Source organism: Paeniglutamicibacter sp., assembly GCF_046714615.1.
Classification (GTDB): Bacteria; Actinomycetota; Actinomycetes; order Actinomycetales; family Micrococcaceae; genus Paeniglutamicibacter.
This window is the reverse complement of the sequence record NZ_JBKKAP010000186.1, coordinates 15,450-40,447: the sequence shown is the minus strand read 5'-3', so window position 1 is coordinate 40,447 and position 24,998 is coordinate 15,450. Positions and strand designations below refer to the sequence as shown.

Genomic DNA, 24,998 nt, shown 5'->3' with positions numbered 1-24,998 from the left:
TGGTCGTCGTGACGCACCGGCCGAAGCCCGAGGGCTGGGACCCCGAGGCGCCGTTTCACTTCGTCGACGGCGTCGAGGCAGCCGTGGCCAAGGCGCAGGAGCTCGCGGGTGACCGCATCGTCGAGGTCGCCGCTGGCGACGTCGGTGGCCAGGTGCTTGCCGCGGGCCTGGTCGACGAGGTGCGCATGGACGTCGCACCCGTCGTGTTCGGGTCCGGCAAGCGCTACTTCGGGTCGGTCCACGCACAGCACCTGTTGGAGGATCCCGACGTGGTGATTCAGGGCAACCGGGTGCTTCACCTGCGCTATCGGGTGCGCCGTTGGCCGATCTGAGCGGGTACGCGAAGAAGTCCACTGCGAACGGTGACACAAGATCGGGCCTCCGGCTGCGTTTGCGCATCGCTACCCCGGGGCCGACGCGCCAGCCAACATCGAGCCAGCGATTACACCCTCAACCGTGAAGAGCCCCTTTGCCGCGTCCAGGGTGGACTCGGTGGTTACGGGGCTTCCACGTGCAGGCGCAACTTGTTGGCCAGCTCCTGCAGTGTCGTAAATTCCTCGGCGGAAAGTGCGGAGCCGATGAGCTCGTGAATGCCCTTGACGTGTTCGCGGCCCATTTCCTTTTGCAGACGGGTCCCTTCCTCCGTCAGGGTGATGAGGACGGCCCGCTGGTCGGAGGGATCAGACTGGCGCGAGACCAGGCCCTTTGCTTCCAGGCGGTCGGCCATGCGGCTGAGGCTCGGCTGGGAAATCAGCAAGTGTTGGTTCAGGTCCGAGAGACGGCTGCTTCCCGAGGGGCACCTGGAGAGGTTGAACAACACGTCGTATTCACGGGTGCTGAGCTCTTTGAACTCCGGGAGCTTCTGGATCTCGCGCATCACCGTGACCTGTGCCCGGAACAATGCTTCCCAGGCGGCGGTCGAGGAGCGCAGCGTGGCTGGGTTAGGCATTGTCGCTCCCGGCGGTCTGCTTGGCGTCGCGGGCCGCAACGCGGTTGGCGTGGGTCGGTGCCTCGGGGTGGTCGGCCGGCTTGCGGCTTTCCAGTTCCTTGCGGAGCGTCGGCAGCACGTGCTCGCCGAAGAGGTCAAGCTGCTCCAGGACGGTCTTGACCGGCAGGCCAGCGTGGTCGACCAGGAACAGCTGGCGGTGGTAGTTGCCGAACGCCTCCTGGAAGGTGAGGGTCTTTTCGATCATTTCCGCCGGCGATCCCACGGTGAGCGGGGTCTGGTCGGTGAAGTCTTCCATCGACGGGCCGTGGCCGTAGACCGGGGCGTTGTTGAAGTACGGGCGGAATTCGTTCTTGGCATCCTGCGAGTTCTTGCGGATGAAGAACTGGCCACCCAGGCCCACCATGGCCTGGTCGGCACGGCCGTGGCCGTAGTGCTCGTAGCGCTCGCGGTAGAGGTTGATCAGCTGCATGTAGTGTTCCTTGGGCCAGAAGATGTTGTTGGCGAAGAAACCATCTCCGTAGTAGGCGGCGATCTCGGCGACCTGCGGGGTGCGGATCGATCCGTGCCAGACAAACGGGGCCACGCCATCAAGCGGGCGCGGGGTGGAGGTGAAGTTCTGCAGCGGGGTGCGGAACTTGCCTTCCCAGTTCACCGTGTCCTCGTCCCACAGGCGGCGCAGCAGGTTGTAGTTCTCGATCGTCAGGTTCACCGAGTCCTGCATGTTCTTGCCGAACCACGGGTAGACCGGCGCGGTGTTGCCGCGCCCGAGCACCAGGTCCACGCGGCCGTCGGCCAGGTGCTGGAGCATCGCGAAGTCCTCGGCGATCTTCACCGGGTCGTTGGTGGTGATCAGCGTGGTGGCCGTGGAGAGGATGATCTTCTCGGTCTGCGCCGCGATGTAGGCCAGCGTGGTGGTGGGGGAGGAGGAGAAGAACGGGCGGTTGTGGTGCTCGCCGATGGCGACGACATCCATGCCGACCTCTTCGGTCTTCTTGGCGATGGCCACGATGTCCTTGATGCGCTGCTGTTCGCTCGGAGTTTTGCCGGTGGTGGGGTCGCGGGTGATGTCACTGACTGAGAAGATGCCGAACTGCATGTTTGCCTCCTGTTGGGCTGGTGGACTGCGCTCTGCTTTACAGTATGCCAGATTTGTATGCGTATGCATGTAATAGCGACAATGGTCACCAAATAATTCCCCGGGGTTCATGTGGGGTGACTCACGCCTCGGTCTTCTTCGCGATAGGATCCGGCCATGGATATCCCGCTATCGACCAACCAGGACCCGGCCAAGCAGCAAGCGGTGCGCTGGAGTGCGGTCGCAGGAGTCGTTGGATTCCTGGCCATCGTGGAGCTCACCAGCGGATTCCTGCAGGGCTACTACACGCCGCTGATGACCGACATTGCCCGACATTTGGGGATCCACGACGCGGACGTGAACTGGTTCGAGGCCGCCCAGCTCATGCTCTCCGCACTGGCAGTGCCGCTGCTGGCCTCCCTCGGGGATATCTTCGGGCACAAGAGGATGCTCCTGCTCTCGGCCGTGGTCACCGCGTTGGCTTCATGGGCCGTCGTGTTTTCCGGCTCCTTCACCACGTTCTTGATTGCCTGGGCGCTCCAGGGCTTCTATGCGGTGTGGCTGCCGCTGGAAATTGCCATCGTCTTTTCCCGTGCCCGCAAACTGGGCATCCCCGGACCCATGACGCGGCGCGCGGCAGGACTCCTGGTCGGGGCACTCGAGGTCGGGGTGATCGCCGGCGCCTTGGCCGGCGGTGCGCTGATTGAGGTCTTTGACGGAAGCGTGCCGCTGACCATGACGATCCCTGCCATTGCCACCACGCTTTGCATCGCTGCGGTGGGCTTTGGGGTGCCCGATGACGGGGTACGCAACGGGGCCAGGATTGATGGCGGGGGATTCGGCTATCTGGCCATCGGTTTGCTGCTGCTCACCAGCGGTCTGAGCTTCCTGCGGATCAACGGACCGGGCAGCCCGCTGGTGTGGGGATCCCTGGTGCTGGGCCTGGTCGTGCTTTACGTGTTCTACCGCCACGAAAACAAGCGGTCCGATCCGTTGATCGATTTCAAGGTCCTCTTTGCCCGGTCGATGTGGCCGGTGCAGCTGACCGCCGGTCTCTTTGGTGTTTCCGTCCTGGGCGCCCAGGTCCCCATGAGCACCTTCGCCCGAACAGACCCCGCCGTCATCGGCTACGGGCTGGGGCTCAGCGCCTCGGGGGTCTCGGTAATCATCGGGGTCTACGTGTTGGCCATGCTCGTTGGCGCGTTGCTGTTCCCGATTGCCGCCCGCTGGGCGGGAACGCGGATGACGTTGATTGCCGCCTGTTTCCTGGTAGGTGTTGGCTACCTTTTGTTCCTGCCTTTGCACGCGAGCCTTGCGCAAGTGCTGGTGAACATGATGATTGCCGGTGTCGGGTCCGGAGCGCTGATCGCGGCATTGCCGGCGGCTGCCGCGGCAGCCGCCCCGTTCAACCGGACCGGCATGGCCACCGGGCTGACCAATGCCGTGAAGACCATTGGCGGATCCTTCGCCTCGGCGATCTTCGGGCTGGCGCTCATTGGTCAGGTCGCCGGTGCGGTCTCGGAAGGGGCGGCGGGGAACACCGCTGCGCCGCTGGCCGGCTACATGATTGTGTGGGCCATTTGTGGCGGGACCGCGATCGTGTGCGCGCTTGCCTTGTTTGCCGTGCCGCGAGATGCACTCGAGGACGCCCGGTCGGACCGGGGCGCGGCGTAGGGACGGGATCAGGGGCAGGGCATAAAGCCACGGGATGCCCCGGGATTCGAACGATCCCGGGACACCCCTGGTTGCACTGCGTGGTCTGTCCGGAAATTTCGGCTTAGCGCGTCAGCGTCCCGCAGCCAGAAACCGCGAAACCCTTGGCGGAAGCTGGAACGTCGATGACCAGGCATCCTGCCGTGAAGTCATTGCTGACGAGGTCTCCGTATTTGCCGGTGAAGTCCCGGTAGGTGGCCCAATAGCAGGACGACGTGCCCTTGCCGAAGTATCGGCCCGGGGTGTCAAAATGACATACAGCCAAGTCACGGAGTTGTTCGGGAAGCGTACATCTCGCTCGGCGAGGGATTTGCGAACGAACCGGTCAGAAGAGCGGGGGCTGTTCGCCCTGCCAGTGCTTGTTGCGGCGGGGAAGCTGTTCGGGGTCCTCGAACGGGGCAAGCTTTACCCACGGAACGCCGTTCTTCATGACGACCTCGAAATCGCCCTTGTCGGCGCCGCGGTGCTCGGAGGGGCAGAACATGCCCAGGTTCCACACACTCGTTGTTCCGCCCGCGGACCAGGGCTTGATGTGGTGGAATTCGCAGTGCTCCGGCGGGATGGTGCAGTTGGGCTTGATGCAGCCGCGATCGCGGGCACGGATTGCCTGTTTCATGGACTCGGGCGGGTAGCGTCGCTCGCGCCCATAGTCCAGGATCTGGCCGTCGCCGCCGAGCACGATGGGAATGAATCCGAACTCGGCCAGGCGTTGGCGCACCTCGGTTACGGAGATCTCCAGGCCGTGCGCGCTCCATCCGGCGCCGCGGGCCAGCCCGAGGAGTACCTCAAGAGTGATGTAGACGAAGAGCTTTGCGGTAGGCAGGCCGGTGGCACCGTTGGCCGAAGTCTTCGGGGTGCGCATCAGGTTCAGCAGGGTTTGCAGGTGCCGTTGGGCGGGAGTTGGATCCTCGGCGACGGTGCCGGTTTCCAACGGCGGTGGATCATCGAAGGTTTCAGCGTCGGGCGGGTGATTGAACCAATCGGGACCGTCCGCCGGATCCGGTGGAGGGAACAAGGAATCCTGGGTGGGGTCGGGGCCGGTGGCCGGGACCAGAGTCGAACCGGGTGCCGGTTCAGTGTTGGGTTCGGGGGTTTCAGGGGTTGGGGGAGCGCCGATTCCTGCGGGGGAGGTCCCGTCGGCTTCGGCAAGGGTGTCATTGGCCGCGGTGTCGGTGGAGGTCTTTGCATCGTCTGCGGTGCCTGCGTCGCCGTCCTCAGCGGTGCTGGCCTGCGGGGTGGAGGGCCCGGTGGAGGACGTGCGGCCTGGGACCGTGGCTGCCGCCGCGATGGCCTGGCGGTTTCCGGCCAAGGTGCGGGCGTTGTCGGACTCGGCGAAGTGCGAGATGAAGACCTCTGCGTCGGCATTGAGCATGCAGGCTGTGAAGTAGGTGTAGTGCCGGGTGCGCCTGGAGACGAAGATGCCGGTCTTGTTGCGGATCTCCTTGGCCGTGGGGGTGGAGTCGGCTTCGTCGAGCTCGTCGCTGATCTTGTCGAAGAGCTTGGTGGTGTTCTTCGCGTCGCCCTCGGCCAGGGACTCGGCCACGCGGGACTCGAGCAGATCGGCGAATTGTGCGGCGTCAGGGCGGGCCTCGATGGCCGGGCGCAACTTCTCCAGCTTGCGCGCCGCAGCGGCAACGGCTCCAGGCGCGCTCTTGCCTTTGGCCAGCTGCTCGGCCAGCTGCGGGTAGCGCGGGCCGTGGGGCATACCGTGCTCGTCGACGCCCGGTAGCAGGTCGTCGCCCGCCTGCATGCGGTTGAGGACCTCGAAGTAGTCGATTCCCGCCATGCCTGCGAGGCAGTCGGCGGGGGTCTTGAACTGCAGCCGGCCGGTGGGAACGGTGCGCGGGTCTTCGGGCAGCTGGGTATCCCCGGCGAGGAATGCGCTGGGGTCCTCGGCGATGGCGCGCAGCTCGGTGAGGGTGTCGGCGGGCAGCTCGTGTACTAGGGTTTTCCGGGCCAGTTGCGCGACCTTCAGCTGTGCGACCGCGATGGCGTGCTTGGCCTGTTCGATGGTGATTGCGGTGAGCAGGGCCCGGGTGGGGGAAGCTGGACGGGCCGCGATGCGGGCGACGAGGACGTCGATTCCGCGGATGCCCTCGAACAGTGCGCGCAATTCATCGTCCGGGGTCGGCCTGTACCCCGGATCGTCGCTGTGTCCAGCGAGGTTGGCGATGAGCGCGTCTGTTTGCATTGCTCCAGTGTGCGGGCTTCGGGAGTGCGACGGCGGTCGGGTCGGGAAAATGTGGATAACCCGGGGTGAGGTCATTCCTGGAGTGGCTTGCCGGTGGGATCCGACCCGGGGTCTGATGCCCGGGCCGGCCTCGCGCGCGCGTACGCGAACGCGCGCGAAAAAGTGCGCGGTGTCCGTGCTCGAGGGTGCCGGGCGAGTGCTTGGGTGAGGGGAGGCGAACGCGACCGTCGGTGCAGGGTGTGGTCGGGGTAAAACCATGGGCGTCTATGGGTGGACCCTGGGGGATTTTACGGTGAATGGGCCCGGGCCCGGGGTGGAAGGCAGGGAGAAATGTTGTGCAAGGAAGGGTGGGTGGGGAACTGCCTGGGAAAGAGCGGGGAGCGGTGTAACCAAGGTCTTCGCTGTCCGAGGCAAGCTATGCAAGACGGCGTTGCCGACCCCCGGATTTGGGGACGCTTGGAATGCGGATATTCCAAACGCGCGGATGTCGGAGGGCGAACCGTGCTGCGGGAGAGGCAAAGAAATCCTGGCGCGGATCCGTTCGGAAGCTCCGAGATTTCAGAGAGTCACGGGTCATCCGAAGGTAAGCCACCCGCTTATGGCGGGAATTCCAAAAGAGCATGCCGGATCGATGGCAGGTAACGCTGAAGTTTGGGTGTCGGGGCCGGTACCGTGACAGGTTTTCGTGGGTTGCAGGGCCGAGCGCTTTGCTCCTTGACGCATTTGGGGGCGCGGTGCTGGCCGGTAGAGCCACATTGGCATCTTGAAGGGCTCCGACGCCTATGAGAATACTCTTCTCCCCGTGGTTGTACATGCCTGGAAGCATGGATATTCGTGAGGGTTTCGGGTTTGGCGAATCCTCTGTGACGGCTCGGAAATCAGCTGCCTCACCCGCGCCGCTGCCTACCCGTGGCGCATGTGCTTCCACCAGGTCAGCGGGTCGGCAACCTTGAAGCGCCGCCCCGTCATCGAGGTGGGGACGATGCGCACGAACTGGTCTTTGGGCCCCGATTCCCAGGGGAAGAGCATGAGGTTGAAGGAATCCAGGGTCTCCTCAATGCCGCCAAACAGCTCGGCCTTGCCCTGGACCATGACAGACCAGGCGACGCCCGTTTCCGGGTTCACTCCGTCTGCCTGGAATGCAACGTGGGGCTGCGCACGCAAGGTGTCCAGCTTGGTCCCCGGTCCGGTGCGGAACACCACGGTGCCGTGGTCGACGGTGAAGTTGATCGGGAAGATCTGTGGCATGTCGCCGTGGCTCACGGCAAGGTGGCCGAGTGAAACCGCCCGCAGCAGTTCCAGGCACTGGTTGGATTCAAGGGTCTCTACGTCCGTGTGTGTCTGTTGCTTTTCCATGCCTTGAGCGTACGTGCGGACGGTCGATGTTGCCAGCGTTTCGATGGTGAAAGCTGCGCCCATGTCGGTGTCGTGATCCACACGGCGACGCCATTGACCATTCACCCTTCCCTGAGGAAGCCCGTTACCCGTTTTCCCGTTGATGCCCCGCTGACGCATGCTGCGACGCGGCGCTGGACATTTGGTCGAGGCCAGTCCTGCGTTTCGAGCGCCACTGGCCTGCGCGGCCGGGACGGGCGTCACCCCGGCCTCGACGTGGTCCCGCGGACGGTGGGCGGGCTCTGGACCGACAGGGAAATCCGGCGATCATCGTCGGCGGCGGGCCACGAGATCTGCACGATCCACTCGCCGTCCGGCTCGGCGAGACGGTAGACCGTTATGAACGGCATCGTTCCGCCCTGGTCGACCGTCGGCTCCGCCGTCCACCGCTGGTCCAGGAGGTACGTGCCGGCCGCGTCGGCCGCCTCAGCGGGCGTCGCGTCGGTAGCCACCTCGACGGTCGACCAGGTCGCCCAGAAGGCGATGTCGCGCTCCCGACCGCCCAGCACTTCGGGCTCGCCGAACTGCGGCTGGGAGGTCATCCGGACCTCGAATGCGCCGTTCCCGGGAACGTGCTCGAGCATCCCCGCGTGGATCTCCTCGGCGCGGTCCTCGTACTCGTCGAGCCGGCTCTCCAAGGCCGGTGTCGAACACCCCGCGAGTGCCACACCCACAAAGATGATCACGCCGACCCCGGCGCCGCGCAACGTCCGCATGCCACCAACGTAGCATTCGAAGGATCCTCTCCGCCGAAACTGGTCGCATGGATCGCACACTGCGTCAGTCCGGGCTTGTCACCGACACCATGGATGGGCAGATTGGATTGCTGGTCATCACTGTCCTGCTGTGCGAGAAACATGAAAACACCGAAGTCCCTGTAAACGCGATCAGGGGAGGAGAGCGCGAATTCAACCCTTCCGTGCTCGGTCGGTTGGTTATATTCCCGCGCAAGGTCCCGAAGCCCTGGATCGGGTACTTCCGGTGACCAGCGTCGCCTCGGCAACCCCTGGAGCCGAGGCTGCCACGTCGAATCCGTCCGGCGACACTCGCCGCGATGGGAAGGGCGGTGCCGCCCGCAACGGGCATGTTCTCGACACAGTCCATCGGGTGGTTGACCTGACGGTGTCAGGTCGTGGTTACGGTGATGCAGGTTCCGATCAAGATGAGTCCTTCGCCGGACCGGAGGTCCAGGTCCGCGTGGCGTGCCGGTCATTGTTCGTCATCTTGCTGAAGATCCCGCGAAAGATCCCCGAATGCCGGGATCCGGTCGGGAGGGCCCGGTGCCGCAACGCCACCAGGGGGTTGCGGAGTTTGTGCGGGCCCCATGAAAACCAGCCGTTGATCTCTGCAAATCCTTCCACTTCGGAGGTATTGGTCAACTTGGATGTGCATCCGTGCCTTGCGCGGCCCGACTCCAATTCCTGGGTCGTGAATGACCTTCCTGTCGGATAACGGGACGTCCGGGAGAACTAATCCATTTGTATTAGGTTAGCCACGCCTAATATTCTCTCGGTTGATGACAATCCAGCCAGAACTTGCGACTGTCTCCTTCGCCGCCGATTTGGCGCGATTCGGAGACCGGACCGCAGTATACGTCGACGGTGGCTCGCTGAGCTACCGTGTTCTTGCCGATCGCGTAGATGCCGTGGCGCGCTCCTTGGGGACCGTGCGCCGGCTCGTTGCGCTCGAGGCCGATAATTGCCTGCCCTCGCTGGTGGCATACCTTGCCGCCCTGGCCGCCGGGCATCCGCTGCTCATCTTGCCCCCGGGCAAGATCGAGGCCATCGAGGCGCTTATCGCAGCCTATGACCCGGACGTTGTCGTCAGGTCGGTCGGGGACCGTCAGGGACTTGAGGTACGCCGCGACGGGACCCGCCACCAGCTGCATCCGGAGCTTGCGCTGCTGCTGAGCACTTCCGGATCCACGGGTTCGCCAAAGCTCGTGCGACTCTCCGCCGACGGCATCCACGCCAACGCCAACGCGATTGCCCAATACCTGAATTTGCGCCCGGACGACACGGCTGCCACGACTTTGCCACTGTCGTATTGCTACGGGATGTCGGTGGTCAACAGCCATCTGGCGGTGGGCGCCTCGATCGTGCTGACCGACACCTCCGTGGTGGATCCGTGCTTCTGGGAGCTGCTGAGGGAACACAAGGTAACCTCGTTTGCCGCGGTGCCCTACACCTTTGACTTGCTGGAGCGGGTCGGATTCCCCGAGATGGACCTGCCCAGCCTGCGCTACATCACCCAGGCCGGCGGCCGCCTGGACCCGGACAAGGTGCGCGCCTACAGCAATCTGGGGCTGAAACGTGGCTGGGACCTCTTCGTCATGTACGGACAAACCGAGGCAACCGCGCGGATGGCCTATCTGCCGCCTGACCTCGCCGCCGCGAATCCCGGGTTCATCGGAGTGCCGATCCCCGGCGGCAGCTTCCGGCTGGAGCCGGTCCCAGGGCTGGAGCATTCGGAACTGGTCTACACCGGACCCAACGTGATGCTCGGCTATGCCGAAACCCACGAGGACTTGAACCTCGGACGCGTCGTGGACGAATTGCACACCGGTGACCTGGCCCGGCGCACGCCCGGCGGTTTGTACGAGATCGTGGGAAGGCGAAGCCGCTTCGTGAAGGTCGTGGGCCTGCGCCTGGACCTCGGCCAAGTGGAACGGTTGCTGGCCGGCATGGGCGTCCCGGCTGCCGCCGCCGGCACCGACGACGGCATCGTGGCAGCCATCGAGGGCGAATTCGACCTGCCACTGCTGGCCAAGACCTTGGCACAGGATCTCGGGATACCCCGTGGCGCGGTTAGGCTGCTTGGCGTGGAACAGATCCCGCGCCTGGACAACGGCAAGCCGGACTATCCGGCGGTGCTGGCGCTGGGCACCGACCTCGAGTCGACCGCCGCCGGGGTTCGCGAGACTGCCGCGTTGGATGCCGGGGGAGTGGTGGACACCGTCCGTTTGGCCTTCGCCGATGCGCTCGAGCGCGAGGACATCGCCGATAACGACACCTTCGTGTCCCTGGGTGGCGATTCTCTGTCCTACGTTGCCGCCTCGGTTCGCCTGGAACAGATCCTGGGGACGCTGCCCGGCGGGTGGCACCTGATGCCGGTGAAGGAATTGTCGCTTCTGGCCACGGACCCGGCGGAACCCCGCGGGGGCTCCGCGGCCAGCTGGCCGGCCCGCATGCTGCGGCGGCTGGTGCCACCCCTGGAAACCGGGATCCTGCTGCGCGCGCTGGCGATCATCTTCATCGTGTCCACCCACGTTGGCCTCTTTTCGTGGCAGGGTACTGCGCACGTGCTCATGGGGCTGGCGGGCTACAATTTTGCACGCTTCCAGCTGGCCGGCACGCGCCGCGCCCGCTTCCGCAGGCAGCTGCGCACGGTCGCGCGCATCATCGTGCCAAGCGTCGTGGTCATCTGGATCGCGTTCGCCGTGAGCGACACCTATAGCTGGGCGAATGTGTTCCTGCTCAACGCGATTCTGGGTCCGCCGGGCTGGAGCGACTATTCGCGCTTCTGGTTCGTGGAGGTGCTCGTCTACATCTTGCTCGGCCTGGCAGCGCTGCTGGCCATTCCGGCCGTCGACCGTGCCTGGCGCAGGTGGCCTTGGCTCTTCCCGCTGGTCATTGCCGGAATGGATTTGCTGGTCCGCTTCCGCGTGGTGGATCTCCCGTTTCCGGGCCAAGGTCCAGTGTTGTGGATCTTCGCCCTGGGCTGGGCGGCTGCCGCTTCCCGGCGCTGGTGGCACCGAGCCGCCGTGTCGGCGGTGGCAGTGCTGGCTGTCCCCGGCCTGTTTGAAAACGATGTCCGCAACGACACGCTGCTGGCCGGCCTGCTGGTCCTGATCTGGATTCCTGCCATCCCGGTGCCGCGGTTCCTTCACCGGATCGCCGCCGTATTGGCCGGAGCTTCCCTGTACATCTACGTCTCGCACTGGCTGGTATATCCGCTCGTCGACCAGATATCCAAGGCGCTGGCCGTTGCCGCCTCGTTGCTGGTGGGCATTGCCTACGCCGCCGTGGCCACCAAGGTCATGAACCTCGCCGAGCGCCGCTGCCGAATCTGGCGGTCAACTCGCACCGCCACCGGTAGCTGACCAGGGGTACCCTCCCGGGGCTGCTGCCGATGTGCCATGCAACACGGGTGGCCCAACGGCAGGCCCGGGCGAGGGGAGGGGCAGGCCTTCCGGGTCCCGTGGGGAATCCCGGACGGGCCTAGGGTTTCTTGTTCCGCAGCTCGTCTTCGACTTCCTTGCGTTCCTTGCGGGTCAGCGGGATCATGCCGGTGGCGGGGTTGATCAACGTGCCGGGGGCCACGGCGCCCGTGGCACCGGCCGGGTGCGGAACCGCGCCAGGGCCCAGGTTGCCTGCCCCGCCGGAGGCGCCGCCGGCCACCGGTGTCCGCCCGGCAGAGGCCATGGCTTCGATCAGCTCCCGTGTCGGCTGCTTGGCCTTGGTCACCGTCGGGGTCCCGGTGTGTGAGAGGGGACGGGAATGCCGCTCGGTCCGGCGTTGCGCGGCCCGCTCCTTGGCGCCCTCCACCAGGTGGTAGAGCACCGGGACCAGGATCAGGGTGAGCGCGGTGGAGGAGACCAGCCCGCCGATGACCACCACCGCGAGCGGCCTGGAAATGAACCCGCCGCCCCCGGTCAGGCCCAGGGCCATCGGGACCAGTGCGAAGATCGTGGCAAGCGCCGTCATCAGGATCGGGCGCAGGCGCTGCCTGGCCCCGTGGTGAATCGCGTCCTGGAGGTTCATCGCCGGGTGCCCGTCGCGCGGCTTGCGGTACTGGTTGATCAGGTCGATGAGCACGATCGCGTTGGTGACCACGATGCCCACCAGCATCAGCATGCCGATCAGCGAGGGCAGGCCCAGCGGCACCTTGGTGAGCAGCAGCAGCGCGATGGCGCCGGTGGCGGCGAACGGGATGGACACCAGCAGGATCAGCGGCTGGACCAGCGACTTGAAGGTCGCGACCATCACCACGTAGACGATGGCGATCGCCGCCAGCAGCGCCAGGTAGAGCTGGGAGAAGGACTCGGCCTGCTCGGTGGCGGCGCCGCCCAGCTCGGCGGTGGCGCCCGCGGGAAGCGTGAGTGCCTCCAGGCGCTTGGCGACCTCGGCCGAGACAGCGCCCAGTTCATTCTCGCCCGGGGTGATGGAGACCGTGGCGATGCGCTCGGAATTGGAGGAGGTAATGGTTGCCGGGGATTCGCTGCGTTCAACCGTTGCCACGTCGCCCAGCTTCACGCTGCCGCCGGCCGCCGGCAGCTTCATATCGCGCAGCTGGTCCAGGTCGGTGAGGTCGGTTCCCTCACCGATCCGCACCGGGTAGTCGGTGTAGCCCAGGCGCACCGTGCCGGCGGGAACCGGGGAGAGCGTGCCGGCTGCCAGCGCGCCGACCTGCGCCTCGGAGAGCCCCGCGGCAGCGGCCTTGGACCTGTCGATGTCGATGGAGACCTGCGGACGCGCCTCGGAGAGGTTGTCGCTCACCTCGGTGGCGCCGTCGATGCCCGTCATGGCCGTCGCGGTGGCCTCGGTTGCCTCGGTGAGCAGCTCCGGGGTGGGTGCGCCGATGCGCACGGTGATCGCGGAGGAACCGCGCATGCCGCCCTCGGAGGCGGAAATGGAGATGTCTGAATCGCCGGCCAAGGGATCAACCGCAGCGCGGGCCGCTGCCTGGATCCCTTCCTGGTCGGCGTCGGCTTCGGTCATCACGGTGAAGGACGCCGAATCGGTTCCCCCGCCTTGGAAGGCGGAGAAGCCGCCGGAGGGGGAGCCTGCGGTCAGTTGGACATCCACCACGCCATCGAGCCCGCGCAACGCTTCCTCCACCGGCTCTGCCGCCTTCAGGGTGGTTTCCAGCGAGGAACCGGCGGGCAGCTTTTGCGTGACCGAGAACGTGTTTTGCCCGGTGCCGCCCAACAGGTTGGTGGGCACCAGCGGGACCATGATGACGGTGAGTCCCAGCAGGAGAACGGAGGCCGCCAGCGTAATGACCGGGTGCTTCTGGGTCTTGCGCAGGACAGGGGAGTAGCCGCGCTGCAGCCAGGAAGCCGCTTCCTTCGCTTCGGCAGCCGCCCGCGCCTTGGCGGCATTGGCGGCCCCGGGCCGGGTGTGGCCCAGGAACCAGTAGGCCAGCACCGGGACGATGGTCAGCGAGACCAGCAGCGAGGCCAGCAGGGCAATGGTCACGGTCAGCGCGAAGGGACGGAAGAGTTCCCCGGCCATGCCTCCCACCAGGGCCACGGGCAGGAACACCGCCACGGTGGTCAGGGTCGCGGCGGTGACCGCGGTGGCGACCTCGCGGACGGCGGTGAGGATGGCCCTGGACTTTTCCTCGCCATAGGACAGGTGCCGCTTGATGTTCTCGATGACCACGATGGAGTCGTCCACGACGCGGCCAATGGAGATGGTCAGCGCGCCCAGGGTGAGCATGTTCAGCGAATAGCCGCCGGTCCGCAGGCCGATGAAGGTCACCAGCAGCGAGAGCGGGATGGAGATCGCGGTGACCAGGGTGGAACGGACCGAGAGCAGGAAGATGAGGATGACCGCCACGGCGAAGCCCAGTCCCAGCAGGCCCTCGACGGTGAGGTCGTGGATGGATTGTTCGATGAAGGGCGCCTGGTCAAAGACAGTGGTGAACTTCGCGTCGGTGCCCAGCTGAGTGGCAAGCTCGGGCAGCAGTGCGGCGACGGCGTGGGAAATGCCCACGGTGTCCCCGGCAGGCTTCTTGGTCACCGACACGGCCAGGGTCTCGACGCCGTTGGTGCGGGTGATGGAGGTGGCGGTGTCCTCGGCCAGCTCCACCTCGGCCAGGGTGGCGAGCTCGTGCACGCCGGTGGCCCCGCGCACCGGCAGGGACTTCACGGCGTCCAGGGAATCCACCGAGGAGCCGGAGGTGACGGGCAGGTCAAGGCCCTCGGTGTCCAGTCGGCCCACCGGCATCAGCCCGGAGCCCTCCTCGATGACCGTCTTCAGGTCGTTCACGTTCAGGCGTTCGGTGGCCAGCTTGGCGCTATCGGGAAGCACCGCGATGTGCTGGGTGGTGCCGCCGGAGACCTCTGCGGTGCGCACGCCCTCGACCTTGGAGAGCCGCGGCAGCACCAGGCGTTCGACGTCGGCGCGCAGGTCGTTGAGGTTTTCGCCGCCGGAGACCGCGAGGTAGACGATGGGGAAGTCGGAGATGGAGCCGGCGAAGGCGGAGGGCTCGACGTCTTCGGGCAGCGTGGAGCGGGCGTTGGAGATGGCCTTGTCGACCTGGGCGCGGGCCCGGTCGAGGTCGGTGCCGTAGGCGAAGGACAGCGAGATCGTGGTGAAGCCGGTCTGCGAGGTCGAGGAGGAGGACTCCAGGCCCTCGACCGCCTGCAGCGCGCCTTCCAGGGGCTGGGCCACCTGCTTGTCGATGACCTCCGGCGAGGCCCCGGGCTGGGACGCCACGACCGAGATGCGTGGGAACTCGAGCGCGGGAATGAGTTCCTGCTTGAGTTGCCCCATGGTGATCACGCCGAAGACCGCCACGAAGACGGTAATCAGTGCGATGAGGGCGCGGTTGCCAAGTGAGAGTGCGGCCAGCCGGTGCATCTGCCATCCTAGAAAGATTGAGTTGTTCGCTATTGCTCAATGTCCTACTCTAGTTCTCCCGCGGCAGGCGGAAGTGCATCGCCGGGCGCAGTTTAAGGGCCGGAGGGCGGGGTGCCGATGGGTGGACGGCGGAGGTCGGTGCGTGCAACCATGGGCCAACGGCCCGGACCCCGATGGTGCCATCATCCGGCGGCCCGGCCGGTTCATCGAGTACGAACAACTTTCAACTCCCAGATGCAGAGGAGAAAACGTGTACACGCATACCCAAGATCCATTCGAGGAATATCGCGGTCCGGGTGGTTCGACAGTTCCTCCGGAACATGCCCCGTCTCCCGAGCCGACGCCGGGTCCTCCGCCGGGCCCGGATCCGTCGTATCCGCCCGGTCCGCCGTCCCGGCCTGATCCCGAGCCGAATCCCGGGCCGGATCCCGGTCCGTATCCGCAGCCGCCGGTTCCCGTCCCGGATCCCGCGCCCTTCCCTGGCCCTGTTCCAGGCCCCGACCCGATGCCGCATCCCGATCCCACCACCCGGCCGCCGGCCTGAGGCACCGGCCGGTACAAACGTATGTACCTTCGCGGACGCAGGGAATCCCCCGAGTCTTAAGTCTTTCCGGCGCCCGCGAAGGGAGCATTGATGGTGCATTGGATCCCGGCCTTGGCCGAATCGAGGGTAGGCTCACCACGTTTTGGCGCACCCGGCCAGTCGGCCAGATGCGCGCTGCCACCGAGAATGCGGTTGACTACCGTCGTCGAAGGAACCTCTCCACGGCACGAAACTGGAAGTCTTGCGTTGACGGGCACCCCCATGCCCGTCAACGACCTGCCGCACGCGTCACTGGTGACGTCGGTGGTCGACTGCGGACCTGCGTGTGCCATTGACCGTCCTCCTGATTCGTGTGGTGCACGTGACGTTACCGAATGACCACGTCAGGCGGGAAGGACCGGGCGCTTCTTTGCCCGGAAATCTTGTGTGGCGGGGCAACCGGTGTTGGGAAAATCGATACAACCGGCGTGCCGAAAGATTTGCGGCGCCGGCCCGGTCGCCGGGAGTCTGTTGCTAGAGCGGCCTTCCGGTGCCCAGGTCGATGGAGGCAATGTGCATCCCGCCGACGTAGACGTTCAGGTCCCCGGTGGCGCGCGGGGCGGCAACGGGCGAAACCGTTCCGATGATCTCGATGCGGAAGGACGGGGAATCGGGCGCCGGGAAGTCCAGGAAGCGGAACATGCCGTCACTTGACTCGGCGTACGCCGCGGGGGAAACCGAGGGCGTGCCCAGGGAATCAAGGTAAGCCTGTTCGATGGCCAGGGTGAGCGCTTCGGTGATCCTGCCGGCGGATCGGATCTCGACGGCGATGGCCGGCGCCGCACCGTGAATGGTGACGGCGTAGCCGCCGGTTCCGTCGTCCCCTGGGCCGCCGGCGGCGCCTGGATCCGGCGGGGGCGACTTCGGCGGGCGGGGCCCCTGCATCGAAGGGTCGGGATGAGCGTCCATCATGATTCCTCTCGTGCGTGCCCCGTGGGCGGATGCCGGTTCCGGGTGCGGCGCCACACTGCCACGGTCCCGCCATGCGCACCGCACGTCAAGCCCCGCGAAGCCCGTGGCCGCGGTGCCACTCCTTTACATGCCGGCGGTGGGGGTGAATGCTGTAACTATTGCCGCAGCGGCAAATCGAGGGTCCCGGGCCCGGGCCCGGGAGCGTGAACCAACGGGAAAAAGGGGCGTGGTGACCTACGAATAGCATCTCATTGCGAGTCCAGGACGCCATGCAGTCGTACAAGAACGGCCTGACGCAGGCAACAATTGCCCGCCAGACCGGGATGAGCCGCGATGCGCTGAGCCGGGCGCTCAGCGGGCAGCGGAACTTCAGTGCCGGCGAACTGGCGGCCGTGGCAGAGGTGCTCGAAGTCTCGCTGAGCTGGCTGATCACCGGTGACCCGCATCCCGAGGGGGCCGCCGCCGGAACGCCGTGGAACCATGACCGGGTGGCCGAGATCGTGGCCTTCCCCGCCGGCGCGTATCGGGAGGTGGGGCTCTCCACCGCCTCGGTGCCGCAGCTGGAAAACGGCTTGGAACCCGAGGAATGTGCTGCGGCGGTGGCCAGGCTGCTCACCGGGGCCCACGGCAAGGAGTTTGTCCGGGACCTGCCCTCCGCCATCGAGCAGGCCTACGGCATCGGGGTGTTCGTGGCTGCCGAGGGCCCTGCGTTCGACGCCCGGGCCATGCGGGCCAATGACGTCACCTACATCATGGTCCGCGGCACCGGCGCCTGGTACCAGGCCAACTTGGCGCTCGCGCGCGAGCTGGGCGAATTGCTCGGCGGACGCCATTCGGCCATTGGCGATCGCGGGCATGCCGAAGACAGCTGGGCACGTGAGTTTGCCTTTGCCCTGCTGCTGCCCGCCTCCCGGCTGCGGGCCATCGACTGGAACCGGCAGACCCCGCGCGAGCTGGCCGGGTTCCTCTGGGATTCCGGGGTCTCGGCCAAGGCGCTGGTGCACCGGCTCGAGGCGCTGGGAATTCCGCGCGGACCCGCCATGGTCCATGCCGACGAGGGCACGCTGCAGTTGCTGGTGTGGCAGGACCCGGGCTGCCTGAGCCACCACCGGGCGGGGGCCTATCGGGCGCCGCGGATTCCCGCGGACCTCTTCGGTGCCCACCTCAAGGGCATGCGCCAGGGTTTGGTCGACGGGACCTCGCTGGCCTGGATGCTGGATACGCCGTTGTCTGAACTTTGAACCGCGGCGGAACCTCGCCACCGCCCCCTTTGCCAATGCCGCTGCCCGCGAGGGCCGCTCCGCGGTGGGCAAGCGCGGAGGCGAAGCCGGCACCGGGGAATTGTGCCTCGACATCCAGCGACAGGGCGGATGCGGGAGATGGAACCAGCAGTTGCCCGGGGGACTCGCTAGCTTCCGGTGTTGGGGTCCATTGCCGCATAGTACCTTTCGAGCATTTCCTTCGCCTCGTCGCCGAGCTCTTCGGCGGGGTCGATGTTCGGCGCGTGCTTGATGACGTCCTTGGGAAAGCGGACCTGCAGGTGGCCGTCGGTGATGACGGCGCCCTCGAGCGAGACCAAGGACTCCACGGAACCGAAGAGCCCCAGGTGGATGCTGGCGAAGTCGGCGTCGCCGGTGCCCACGTCCATGAAGATGTTCCCGAGCGTCCCGACCTTTTCCCGCGCCGGCCCGTAGACGGTGCTCTTGGCCTTCTTCAACGCGTTCAGGTACCCGTGGCCCAGCATGGCAGTGTCCTTACCGGATGTTTCTCCCTGGCGCAGCAAGCCGAGCCGACTACATGCGGTTCCGCACCGATGCGAACCCGAGAGAAGCCAAGGGCCGCGCGATCTTATGTGCCGGGCATCCACCTCAAGCAAAGCACCGCGGGGGTGGCGCTTCAAGGGGGGGCGGGGACCGTGGCCCCCAGCTCGGTGCCGGGGCCCGATCCGATGCCGCACCCCGATCCCACCGCAAGGCCTCCGGTCTTCCCGGGCATGGTGCGTTGAGCCAGGCGCAGCCTGGTTCGGGCGCGATATCGCGCACACCCGTTCCCCGTGGTGCGGAACCCGGTTTCGGGTCACGCACCGTGGGGGGCTTCTGCGTGGCGAGCTTCCCCACGGGTAGACCATGTGGAACGCGCGTCGGACCCGATGGCCCGATGGTGGCCGTCCGGATAACTGCCTCTGCCTTGGTGCATCCAGTGGATGATTGGCCCCTTGGGTGGCCGGGTTGGCAGGGCCGTGGTGTTCGGCCTTTGCGGGCAGTTATGCGGTGAGGTCTGTTGCGGCGTCGGCGATGACCCGGGCCAACCCGCCGCGGGCCAGGCTCTCGCGTTGCCGCCGCGCTCCGTTGCCGTCCCTGGGGAGCCGCTCGAGTGTCGCGTCCACTAGGTCGCTGTCACCGTTTTCAGCCAGGGCGTCCCGGATTCGCTCGGCCAGCGCGCCGAGCATGTGCTGGACGGGGATTGCGTGCCCGGTCTCGGGATCGAGCTGGTTGCCTCCGAGTCCGTGTTTGGCTGCCTGCCAAAACGCAAGGTCGAGCATCTCGTTGTGCAGGCCGGTCTCCCTGTGGGGCGCGTGGATGCTCGTTTCCACCAAGGCCCGGATGACCAGGGCCAGGGTCACCGAGTCTTCGGCCCGCAACTGGGCATCGGCCACGCGGATCTCGACCGTCGGGTAGTTGCATGAGAGTCGGGCCGCCCATCCGATGTGGCCCGCATCCAGGACCGCATCGGATCCGAGCACCAGCGCCAGTCGTTTGTAGTAGTCGTCCGCGTCGGCGAAGTACGGCTGGATCCCCTGGACCGACCACTTCCGGTAGTGGATGCTCCGCCACGAGGCGAACCCGGTGTCCTCGCCTCGCCAGAAGGGTGAATTCGCGCCGATGGCAACCAAAAGCGGCAACCACCGGCGCAGGCCGTTCAGCGCCAGGATCCCGGCCTCCGAATCCGGGATGGCGATGTGCACATGCAGGCCGGAAACGTATTGCTCGCTACTGATGCCGGGCAGGTAGCGGTGTATCTCCCGGTAACGTTCGAGCGGGCTGATATGGGCCGGACCGTCCGGTATGAGCGGGGCCGTGCCCATGGACACCACTTGCAGGTCGATGCCGGCCGCGGTGGTCGCAAGCCCCCGCCGAAACCCGCGCAGGGACACGAGTGCCTCCTTGGCGTTCGTGCACACCGGGGTTGCCATTTCCAGCTGGCAGCCCAATAGCTCGTGCTGTGACCGGCTCCCCCCGGCCCGGATGGACATCAGCGTTGCCCTGGCCTTGGCATCGGGGACGGCCGGCAAGCCCGAAGTCGGGTCAAGGAGGAAGAATTCCTCTTCGATGCCAAAGGTATTCATGACGCCAACCTCTCCGGGGGTCCAAGGTTCTTGCCGTTCCTGATTGCGGTCGGGATTGCCGGCCTCGAAAGGCAGCGGAGCGCCGGGGCGGGCCCCGGAGCCGCCGGCTGCCCGCCCCGGCCGCGGGCTGTCCCGGAGATGGGCAAGCCCGCGATCGGTGGCAGGCCGCGTGGCTGCGCCCCGGCCGCGCCGCCAGAGTCGGAGCTAGCTGCCCGAGCCGTCCGAAGACTCGGCCTCCAGCGCCGGTCCGTCCGGGGTCGCTCCGCCCTCGTCGGTCCAGTCATGCCCGGGTTCGGTGTTCAGTGCCGGATCCGAGACGTGGTCCTTGGCTTCGTCCTTGGAAACGTCGCGTCCCGGGGTGTCGTTGGTGGGGGTGAGGTTTTCCTGTGCGTCGTTCATCAGCGTGTTCTCCTTGATCGGGGATGTCGGGTGGTCATCGTCGGTCAGGGCCGCATGTTCGGCCGGGTCGGGTGCGTCGAATGCCAACAACTTGTGGGTTCCGTCGCAAAAGGGCTTGATCATCGAGCCGCCGCAGCGGCACAGTGCCACTGTGCCGCGTCCCGGATCGACGGTCAAGCCCATGCCGCTCAGTAGCTCGAAGTCTCCGCGAACCACAAGGGGCCCGTTCGGGCACACCGTGATGCTGGTTCCGGAAAGCCCATTCACGCCGGAACCCCGACCGCGGGCAAGAGCGTCGAGGCCCCGCTTTCCCAGGTCTCCACCTGCCACGTGCCTGCCAGCCCATCGAGCAGCAGGGCAGCGGCGGCACCGAGGAATACGTTGCCGGCCAGCTGCGGCTCGGATTCGATGAGGCCGCCGGCCAAGTCGCGCCCGGCGATCTGCTCGTGGACGGCATCGGCCTCGACGTGTTCGTCGAAATAGTCGGTGACTGGCGGCTCGAAACCCAAGCGCCGGAAACCGCGGGCGTACTTTGCGTTGGGCAGCGAGGAGGTCATCTCGTAGATTGCCAGGTGTCCGCAAATTGCGCCGCGGTGCCTGCGGTGAAGCCCGAAGAGGGACATGAGGTTCACCGACGCCAGGATGATGGCCGGAATCCGGTCGATGTAGGCACCGAATTCGCTATCCAGGTCCAACCCGGCCATGGTGCGGGTGAAGAGCTCGGAGTGCATCCGTCCCGGCATCCCGTTTCCGTACTCGTCATTCTGGATTTCCACCAGGGCGGATTTCGCACGTCCGCCCAGGCGTGGAATGGCCCAGGTGTGCGGGTCGGCCTCCTTGAGCTGGTAGATCGACTTGTGGATCAGGAATTCCCGTGCCTGCTCCAGGGTTGCCCGCCGGGCGACATAGTCGGCCACGGAGGGACCGGTGGCTTCATCGACCATGGCGAACAGGGCCTCTGCGACCGACTGGGCGTTGGCATCGACCGGTGGAAGGGCGGGGATGGATCCTCGGATGCGCGTCTCGAATTCATCCTCCAGCAGGCCCCGAAGGTCCAGCAGTTTGGTGTTCCATTCCCAGAGGTCATCGATTGATTCAAACCCGGAATAATGCAGTTCGTAGAGGACAAACAGGCTGAGCTGCAGGTCCTCGTCGTAAAAGATGTCGGTGTCGCCTAGACGCAACTTTTCGACGTTAATTTGATCGTGGACCCGTGAGGGGTCGTTGCTTTCCAAGGTATCCAGCAATGCCTTGCTGAGCGGGCCACGAGGCTTCGGAAGTGTGCGCATCATGTTCCTTCTGTGGTCGATCAGGCGGCTCCGACGCGATCCACTTGAAGTGGCTTCGGGTCACGGAGCGCCTGTTCCTGGTGGGCGAAGGTTCGGTTGAAATCCGGTCCCTGAACTGCTGTCGGCGTGGAAGAAGGTGGCATCCCGGAATCATGGATTAACCGATCAAGGACGATTCCGGAGGCGTCCATTGAGGCGAAACCACATCCTTTCACGCCGTCTACTGAACGGTGAAATACGGTCGGCCGGCTGTCCGATCCGGTGACGTCAGACATCGGGGCGGCCAGACGTCGGCGAAACTGCGCGGCCAATGGTTTCCGCGGCAATATGCATTTATCTTTACACGGGCCATGACCGGCGGCAATGCTGAGAATGGCCCGTCGGAAGCAACGGGCGCAGCAAAGCCAGTTCCGTTGGGAAATGATCTAGGGGAGGAGTGCAGAGGCTGTTGAACCAAATCCGACTGCGCGTAGGGGGTGCCATTCGCTCGAACTCGGATGGGTTGAACCAATCCGGCATTGCCCGTCAGGCCTCCATGACCCAGGACGCCTTGAGCCGCTCCTTGAGCGGACAACGAAATTTCAGCGCCGGGGAACTGGCGGTGTTGGCCAAGATCCTGGGCATCTCTCTGCAATGGCTGGTCACGGGGGACCCAAGTGTCGACGCGCACGAAGCGGATGGGCAACTTGTCACGGAACAGCGGCCGGACCGGGTGGCCGAGACCGTTGCCTTTCCGGCCGGCGCATATCGGGAAGTCGGATTGGCCACGCAATCGGTTCCGGCGGCCAATTCCTGGGCCTCGCCCGAGGAGGTCGCCGGTGAGGTGGCTGCCCGGCTTACCGAGGGTTCTTCGCTCCCTTTCATCCACGATCTACCCGCTGCCATCGAGAACACCTTTGGCATCGGGGTCCTTGTGGCGGCCGGGGGCCCGGACTTTGACGCCCGTGCCGTGGTCACAAGCAAGGCGACCTACGTGGTTGTGCGCGTTACCGGCGCGTGGTACCAGGCAAACCTGGTCCTTGCCCGCGAGCTGGGTGTACTGGTAGGCGGTAGACAGCCAGCTATCGGACGACGGGGAAGGGTGCAGGACTGCTGGAATAACGACGTCGCGCTTGAGCTGCTCCTGCCCGCCGAGACTCTGCGTTCGATCGACTGGAACAAGCAAACGCCGAGGGAGCTGGCGAATTTCCTGTGGGAAGCTGGGGTCTCGGCCAAGGCCCTGGCCCAGCGACTGGATGCCTTGGGCATCCTGCTTGGGCCCGCCTTGGTGCATGCCGACGAGGGAACCTTGCAATTGCTGGTCTGGCAGAACCCCGACTGCCGCAGTCATCATCGGGCCCGTGCCTATCGTGCGCCGCGGATTCCCCACGATCTGTTGAACGCACACCTCAAGGGCATGAGGGAGGGCCGCGTGGATGGGACGTCCCTGGCCTGGATGCTGGATACGCCACTCTCGGAACTTTCGGAATCCAGCGTTTCGATGGCGGCTGGGAATGCCGCATGGCCCCTGTCGGGCATTAGGTGAGGAGCCGACCCCACGTGGAGTCGGCTCCTGCGCCATGTTCCGTGCCATCGAGCGGGATGGAATCTCGCTGCTCGCCGGCGGACTACCCGCGGTTGATGTCCTTGGTCTTATCCTTAGGGCGTTCGGCCGCCTGCTTTGCGTCCGCCACGGCCTGGTCTTTCAGGCCTTCGGCCTGCAGGCTTTCGTTGTCGGTTGCATCACCGGTCTTTTCCTTGACCTTCCCGGTGGCTTCCTTGGCCTGGTTGCTGATCTTGTCTCCGAGTCCCATGGTGGGTTATCTCCTTGGTGTGTGTACACATTCGTGGCGGTCTTGGTACTTGCGTCGCCATGGCATTGGCCGGTGCGGCCTTGCCGGGCTACGGCGTGCCGTGCCTGCGATTTCATTGGTGTGGGGCCTTGCACCTCCTTTCCTGTTTGCGCGGCCAACGCATGGGCTCTCCGACACGCGCTACCGCTGGCGGTAGGTCGCTTCGCTGTCCCGATCGATGCGCCGGTGATGATGCATCCCCGCTTGTCCGCCCAGAACCGCCCCGACCAGGGGGACGACAACGGCGCTGGCCAGGACGAGCCAGCCAAGTGCCCCCATGCTCCCGTCGAACGGGACCATAGGGCTGCGATTGAGCCGGGCCCACGCCTCGAAATCGACATCGGCGATGGCCGACAATCCGGCCACGACGAGCGCGGCGACAATGGCCCAGACCCAGACGGCCACGCCTTGGCGGATGCCGTTGAAGCGTGCCATCCGGCCGGCAACGTAGCCGCCGCAGAAGTAGGCCAGCAGTAGTACCAGGAACAAGACGACGGCGGAGTTCCAGTCCCCGGCGCCGAATGCGGTAAGCAAGGCGGTGAGCAGCACGCTGATCCCCATCGCGGTCACCCAGCCAAAGAAGGCGCTGCCAATCTTCAGGCCGCCGAACTGTCCGCTCTCGCGTCACAGCCGTTCATGCGCGCGGTGGCTGGAGGTACTTGATCCTGATCCCGTGGATTCCATCGAACGACCTCATTTCACTATCGAAAACGGGCAATGGCGTGTTGGGGCACTTAATCGACGCGGCATGCAACAAGCCACGTTTTAGGGGTCCATGCGGTTCACTGTCCCGGGTTCGCGGGTCTCGGGCCCGTCCTCGGTCGCCACACGGCTCCCTTCGGACAGCTGTTCGTTCGCGTGCGTGGACCGCGCACCTTCCCCCTGCTCCTCGGCGTCCTGCGCCTCGTGGCGGATGCCGGAAGCCTCTTGGCGGCCAATCGTCGCATCGCTGGCTTCCCCGGAGACTGCGGCGTCGGCCTCGACCGCGCTCACGACGTATTTCCGGATGCGCGGGCGCGTTGTCCCGCCTCCGGGTCCGCGCATATGCTCCTCGGAGGCAAGTGGGGAGCCGTGGACAAGTCCGACCGGCTCGCCGGCTTCCCGTTCCCTTGGCACCGGGGGTTCCTGGCTGATCTCGTCTGTTCCGAATCCGGCCTGTGAGTAGTAGTCGTAGAGTTGGTCCTCTTCCTCGGGACTGAGGTGACCCAGGGGGTCTATGTTCGGTGCGTCCTTGACCACGTGCTTGGTGAATTTCACGTAAAGCTGCCCGTCGGAAATCTCCGCATCGGAGAGCGGCACGAAATTCTCCTGCGTGCCAAACAGTCCCGTGTGCACCGTGGCAAAGTGGGGCAGATTGGTTCCGTCGTCAAGATAGATCTGACCGAGTGTGCCAATCTTTTCTCCGTCGGAGCCAAACACGGTGGTCTTGGTTTCCAATAGTGGTTGGAGGTCTTCGTTGTGCAACATGGTATTTTCCTTTCCGGGGGCGAGGCTAAACAACTTCCTTGCGATAGGGGCGGCAGAAAGATAGTCCGATCTGCCCCGCCGGCAGCGTCGGCCGCGACGTACACGGTGCAAAACCTAGCCAAGGCACTGAACGCGCACGCTCTTCGCGATTTGCCGCATCTTGTCGAGACATCATCCGCCTCTCGCCGTTGGCAAAAGCACTACTTGGCAATCGGGCGCGGCGCGGGAATTACGCCTCGCCCATGTCGCAAGCCAATC

The 24,998-nt window shown here is 65.7% G+C and carries 21 protein-coding genes; 6 read left to right on the top strand and 15 right to left on the bottom strand.

Features of this window, described 5'->3' with window-relative positions; translation table 11 throughout:
- Positions 1-332 (top strand): dihydrofolate reductase family protein (locus ACLQ7E_RS22030; protein ID WP_411734719.1); only part of this gene is annotated, 332 nt, incomplete at its 5' end.
- A gap of 164 nt (positions 333-496) precedes the next feature.
- On the opposite strand, the gene ACLQ7E_RS22025 is transcribed toward ACLQ7E_RS22030, so the two are convergent.
- Complete coding sequence (locus ACLQ7E_RS22025) at positions 497-949, bottom strand: MarR family winged helix-turn-helix transcriptional regulator (protein ID WP_411734718.1); 453 nt, start codon at positions 947-949, stop codon at positions 497-499.
- Positions 942-2,045 (bottom strand): LLM class flavin-dependent oxidoreductase, encoded by a 1,104-nt coding sequence (locus tag ACLQ7E_RS22020; RefSeq protein WP_411734717.1) that lies wholly within the window; start codon positions 2,043-2,045, stop codon positions 942-944. The genes ACLQ7E_RS22025 and ACLQ7E_RS22020 overlap by 8 nt, the downstream gene beginning before the upstream one ends.
- Positions 2,046-2,201: 156 nt before the next feature.
- Between ACLQ7E_RS22020 and ACLQ7E_RS22015 the strand changes: the two genes are divergently transcribed.
- Positions 2,202-3,698, top strand: coding sequence for an MFS transporter (locus ACLQ7E_RS22015; protein WP_411734716.1), 1,497 nt, complete (start codon positions 2,202-2,204; stop codon positions 3,696-3,698).
- Between the two features lie 103 nt (positions 3,699-3,801).
- Here ACLQ7E_RS22015 and ACLQ7E_RS22010 read toward each other — a convergent pair whose 3' ends face one another.
- From ACLQ7E_RS22010 to ACLQ7E_RS21995, 4 genes are all read right to left on the bottom strand, one after another.
- Positions 3,802-4,002, bottom strand: coding sequence for a hypothetical protein (locus ACLQ7E_RS22010; RefSeq protein WP_411734715.1), 201 nt, complete (start codon positions 4,000-4,002; stop codon positions 3,802-3,804).
- A gap of 60 nt (positions 4,003-4,062) precedes the next feature.
- Positions 4,063-5,928: an HNH endonuclease signature motif containing protein gene (locus tag ACLQ7E_RS22005; RefSeq protein ID WP_411734714.1), complete on the bottom strand. Its 1,866-nt coding sequence runs from the start codon at positions 5,926-5,928 to the stop codon at positions 4,063-4,065.
- A gap of 903 nt (positions 5,929-6,831) precedes the next feature.
- Positions 6,832-7,284 carry a pyridoxamine 5'-phosphate oxidase family protein gene (locus ACLQ7E_RS22000; protein ID WP_411734722.1) on the bottom strand — a complete coding sequence of 151 codons (453 nt, stop codon included), beginning with the start codon at positions 7,282-7,284 and terminating at the stop codon, positions 6,832-6,834.
- A gap of 239 nt (positions 7,285-7,523) precedes the next feature.
- Positions 7,524-8,009 (bottom strand): hypothetical protein, encoded by a 486-nt coding sequence (locus ACLQ7E_RS21995; RefSeq protein ID WP_411734713.1) that lies wholly within the window; start codon positions 8,007-8,009, stop codon positions 7,524-7,526.
- 77 nt (positions 8,010-8,086) lie between these two features.
- Between ACLQ7E_RS21995 and ACLQ7E_RS21990 the strand changes: the two genes are divergently transcribed.
- The gene (locus ACLQ7E_RS21990) at positions 8,087-8,308 is read left to right on the top strand and encodes a hypothetical protein (RefSeq protein ID WP_411734712.1); all 222 of its coding nucleotides are present in this window, start codon (positions 8,087-8,089) and stop codon (positions 8,306-8,308) included.
- A gap of 531 nt (positions 8,309-8,839) precedes the next feature.
- Positions 8,840-11,425, top strand: a complete 2,586-nt coding sequence (locus ACLQ7E_RS21985) for an AMP-binding protein (RefSeq protein ID WP_411734711.1) — start codon at positions 8,840-8,842, stop codon at positions 11,423-11,425.
- 118 nt (positions 11,426-11,543) lie between these two features.
- Here the strand turns inward: ACLQ7E_RS21985 and ACLQ7E_RS21980 are convergent, their stop codons facing one another.
- Both ACLQ7E_RS21980 and ACLQ7E_RS21975 read right to left on the bottom strand, forming a co-directional pair.
- The gene (locus ACLQ7E_RS21980) at positions 11,544-14,912 is read right to left on the bottom strand and encodes an efflux RND transporter permease subunit (protein WP_411734710.1); all 3,369 of its coding nucleotides are present in this window, start codon (positions 14,910-14,912) and stop codon (positions 11,544-11,546) included.
- 1,057 nt (positions 14,913-15,969) lie between these two features.
- Complete coding sequence (locus tag ACLQ7E_RS21975) at positions 15,970-16,407, bottom strand: hypothetical protein (RefSeq protein ID WP_411734709.1); 438 nt, start codon at positions 16,405-16,407, stop codon at positions 15,970-15,972.
- Between the two features lie 269 nt (positions 16,408-16,676).
- Here ACLQ7E_RS21975 and ACLQ7E_RS21970 point away from each other — a divergent pair, with 269 nt between their 5' ends.
- Positions 16,677-17,648: an ImmA/IrrE family metallo-endopeptidase gene (locus ACLQ7E_RS21970; protein WP_411734708.1), complete on the top strand. Its 972-nt coding sequence runs from the start codon at positions 16,677-16,679 to the stop codon at positions 17,646-17,648.
- A gap of 167 nt (positions 17,649-17,815) precedes the next feature.
- On the opposite strand, the gene ACLQ7E_RS21965 is transcribed toward ACLQ7E_RS21970, so the two are convergent.
- The 4 genes from ACLQ7E_RS21965 to ACLQ7E_RS21950 form a co-directional block, all read right to left on the bottom strand.
- Positions 17,816-18,151 carry a hypothetical protein gene (locus ACLQ7E_RS21965; RefSeq protein ID WP_411734707.1) on the bottom strand — a complete coding sequence of 112 codons (336 nt, stop codon included), beginning with the start codon at positions 18,149-18,151 and terminating at the stop codon, positions 17,816-17,818.
- Positions 18,152-18,670: 519 nt separating this feature from the next.
- Positions 18,671-19,753, bottom strand: coding sequence for a glutamate--cysteine ligase (locus tag ACLQ7E_RS21960; protein ID WP_411734706.1), 1,083 nt, complete (start codon positions 19,751-19,753; stop codon positions 18,671-18,673).
- A 204-nt stretch (positions 19,754-19,957) separates the two neighbouring features.
- A complete protein-coding gene (locus ACLQ7E_RS21955) occupies positions 19,958-20,368 on the bottom strand; it encodes a CDGSH iron-sulfur domain-containing protein (RefSeq protein WP_411734705.1) in 411 nt (136 codons plus the stop codon).
- A 47-nt stretch (positions 20,369-20,415) separates the two neighbouring features.
- Positions 20,416-21,441, bottom strand: a complete 1,026-nt coding sequence (locus tag ACLQ7E_RS21950) for an iron-containing redox enzyme family protein (RefSeq protein WP_411734721.1) — start codon at positions 21,439-21,441, stop codon at positions 20,416-20,418.
- A 448-nt stretch (positions 21,442-21,889) separates the two neighbouring features.
- On the opposite strand from ACLQ7E_RS21950, the gene ACLQ7E_RS21945 reads away from it, so the two are divergent.
- The gene (locus ACLQ7E_RS21945; protein WP_411734704.1) at positions 21,890-22,966 is read left to right on the top strand and encodes a helix-turn-helix domain-containing protein; all 1,077 of its coding nucleotides are present in this window, start codon (positions 21,890-21,892) and stop codon (positions 22,964-22,966) included.
- An 82-nt stretch (positions 22,967-23,048) separates the two neighbouring features.
- Here the strand turns inward: ACLQ7E_RS21945 and ACLQ7E_RS21940 are convergent, their stop codons facing one another.
- The 3 genes from ACLQ7E_RS21940 to ACLQ7E_RS21930 form a co-directional block, all read right to left on the bottom strand.
- Complete coding sequence (locus tag ACLQ7E_RS21940) at positions 23,049-23,234, bottom strand: CsbD family protein (protein ID WP_411734703.1); 186 nt, start codon at positions 23,232-23,234, stop codon at positions 23,049-23,051.
- A gap of 180 nt (positions 23,235-23,414) precedes the next feature.
- Positions 23,415-23,834: a hypothetical protein gene (locus ACLQ7E_RS21935; protein WP_411734702.1), complete on the bottom strand. Its 420-nt coding sequence runs from the start codon at positions 23,832-23,834 to the stop codon at positions 23,415-23,417.
- A 204-nt stretch (positions 23,835-24,038) separates the two neighbouring features.
- Positions 24,039-24,740, bottom strand: a complete 702-nt coding sequence (locus tag ACLQ7E_RS21930) for a PRC-barrel domain-containing protein (RefSeq protein WP_411734701.1) — start codon at positions 24,738-24,740, stop codon at positions 24,039-24,041.
- Between the last annotated feature and the right edge of the window lie 258 nt (positions 24,741-24,998).

What these genes read in the sequence shown, in the direction of transcription:
- ACLQ7E_RS22025 (WP_411734718.1), bottom strand. Translation starts at nt 949, where the DNA reads ATGCCTAACCCAGCCACGCTGCGCTCCTCGACCGCCGCCTGGGAAGCA.
- ACLQ7E_RS22020 (WP_411734717.1), bottom strand. Translation starts at nt 2,045, where the DNA reads ATGCAGTTCGGCATCTTCTCAGTCAGTGACATCACCCGCGACCCCACC.
- ACLQ7E_RS22015 (WP_411734716.1), top strand. Translation starts at nt 2,202, where the DNA reads ATGGATATCCCGCTATCGACCAACCAGGACCCGGCCAAGCAGCAAGCG.
- ACLQ7E_RS22005 (WP_411734714.1), bottom strand. Translation starts at nt 5,928, where the DNA reads ATGCAAACAGACGCGCTCATCGCCAACCTCGCTGGACACAGCGACGAT.
- ACLQ7E_RS22000 (WP_411734722.1), bottom strand. Translation starts at nt 7,284, where the DNA reads ATGGAAAAGCAACAGACACACACGGACGTAGAGACCCTTGAATCCAAC.
- ACLQ7E_RS21990 (WP_411734712.1), top strand. Translation starts at nt 8,087, where the DNA reads ATGGATCGCACACTGCGTCAGTCCGGGCTTGTCACCGACACCATGGAT.
- ACLQ7E_RS21985 (WP_411734711.1), top strand. Translation starts at nt 8,840, where the DNA reads ATGACAATCCAGCCAGAACTTGCGACTGTCTCCTTCGCCGCCGATTTG.
- ACLQ7E_RS21980 (WP_411734710.1), bottom strand. Translation starts at nt 14,912, where the DNA reads ATGCACCGGCTGGCCGCACTCTCACTTGGCAACCGCGCCCTCATCGCA.
- ACLQ7E_RS21975 (WP_411734709.1), bottom strand. Translation starts at nt 16,407, where the DNA reads ATGATGGACGCTCATCCCGACCCTTCGATGCAGGGGCCCCGCCCGCCG.
- ACLQ7E_RS21970 (WP_411734708.1), top strand. Translation starts at nt 16,677, where the DNA reads ATGCAGTCGTACAAGAACGGCCTGACGCAGGCAACAATTGCCCGCCAG.
- ACLQ7E_RS21965 (WP_411734707.1), bottom strand. Translation starts at nt 18,151, where the DNA reads ATGCTGGGCCACGGGTACCTGAACGCGTTGAAGAAGGCCAAGAGCACC.
- ACLQ7E_RS21960 (WP_411734706.1), bottom strand. Translation starts at nt 19,753, where the DNA reads ATGAATACCTTTGGCATCGAAGAGGAATTCTTCCTCCTTGACCCGACT.
- ACLQ7E_RS21950 (WP_411734721.1), bottom strand. Translation starts at nt 21,441, where the DNA reads ATGCGCACACTTCCGAAGCCTCGTGGCCCGCTCAGCAAGGCATTGCTG.
- ACLQ7E_RS21940 (WP_411734703.1), bottom strand. Translation starts at nt 23,234, where the DNA reads ATGGGACTCGGAGACAAGATCAGCAACCAGGCCAAGGAAGCCACCGGG.
- ACLQ7E_RS21935 (WP_411734702.1), bottom strand. Translation starts at nt 23,834, where the DNA reads ATGGGGATCAGCGTGCTGCTCACCGCCTTGCTTACCGCATTCGGCGCC.
- ACLQ7E_RS21930 (WP_411734701.1), bottom strand. Translation starts at nt 24,740, where the DNA reads ATGTTGCACAACGAAGACCTCCAACCACTATTGGAAACCAAGACCACC.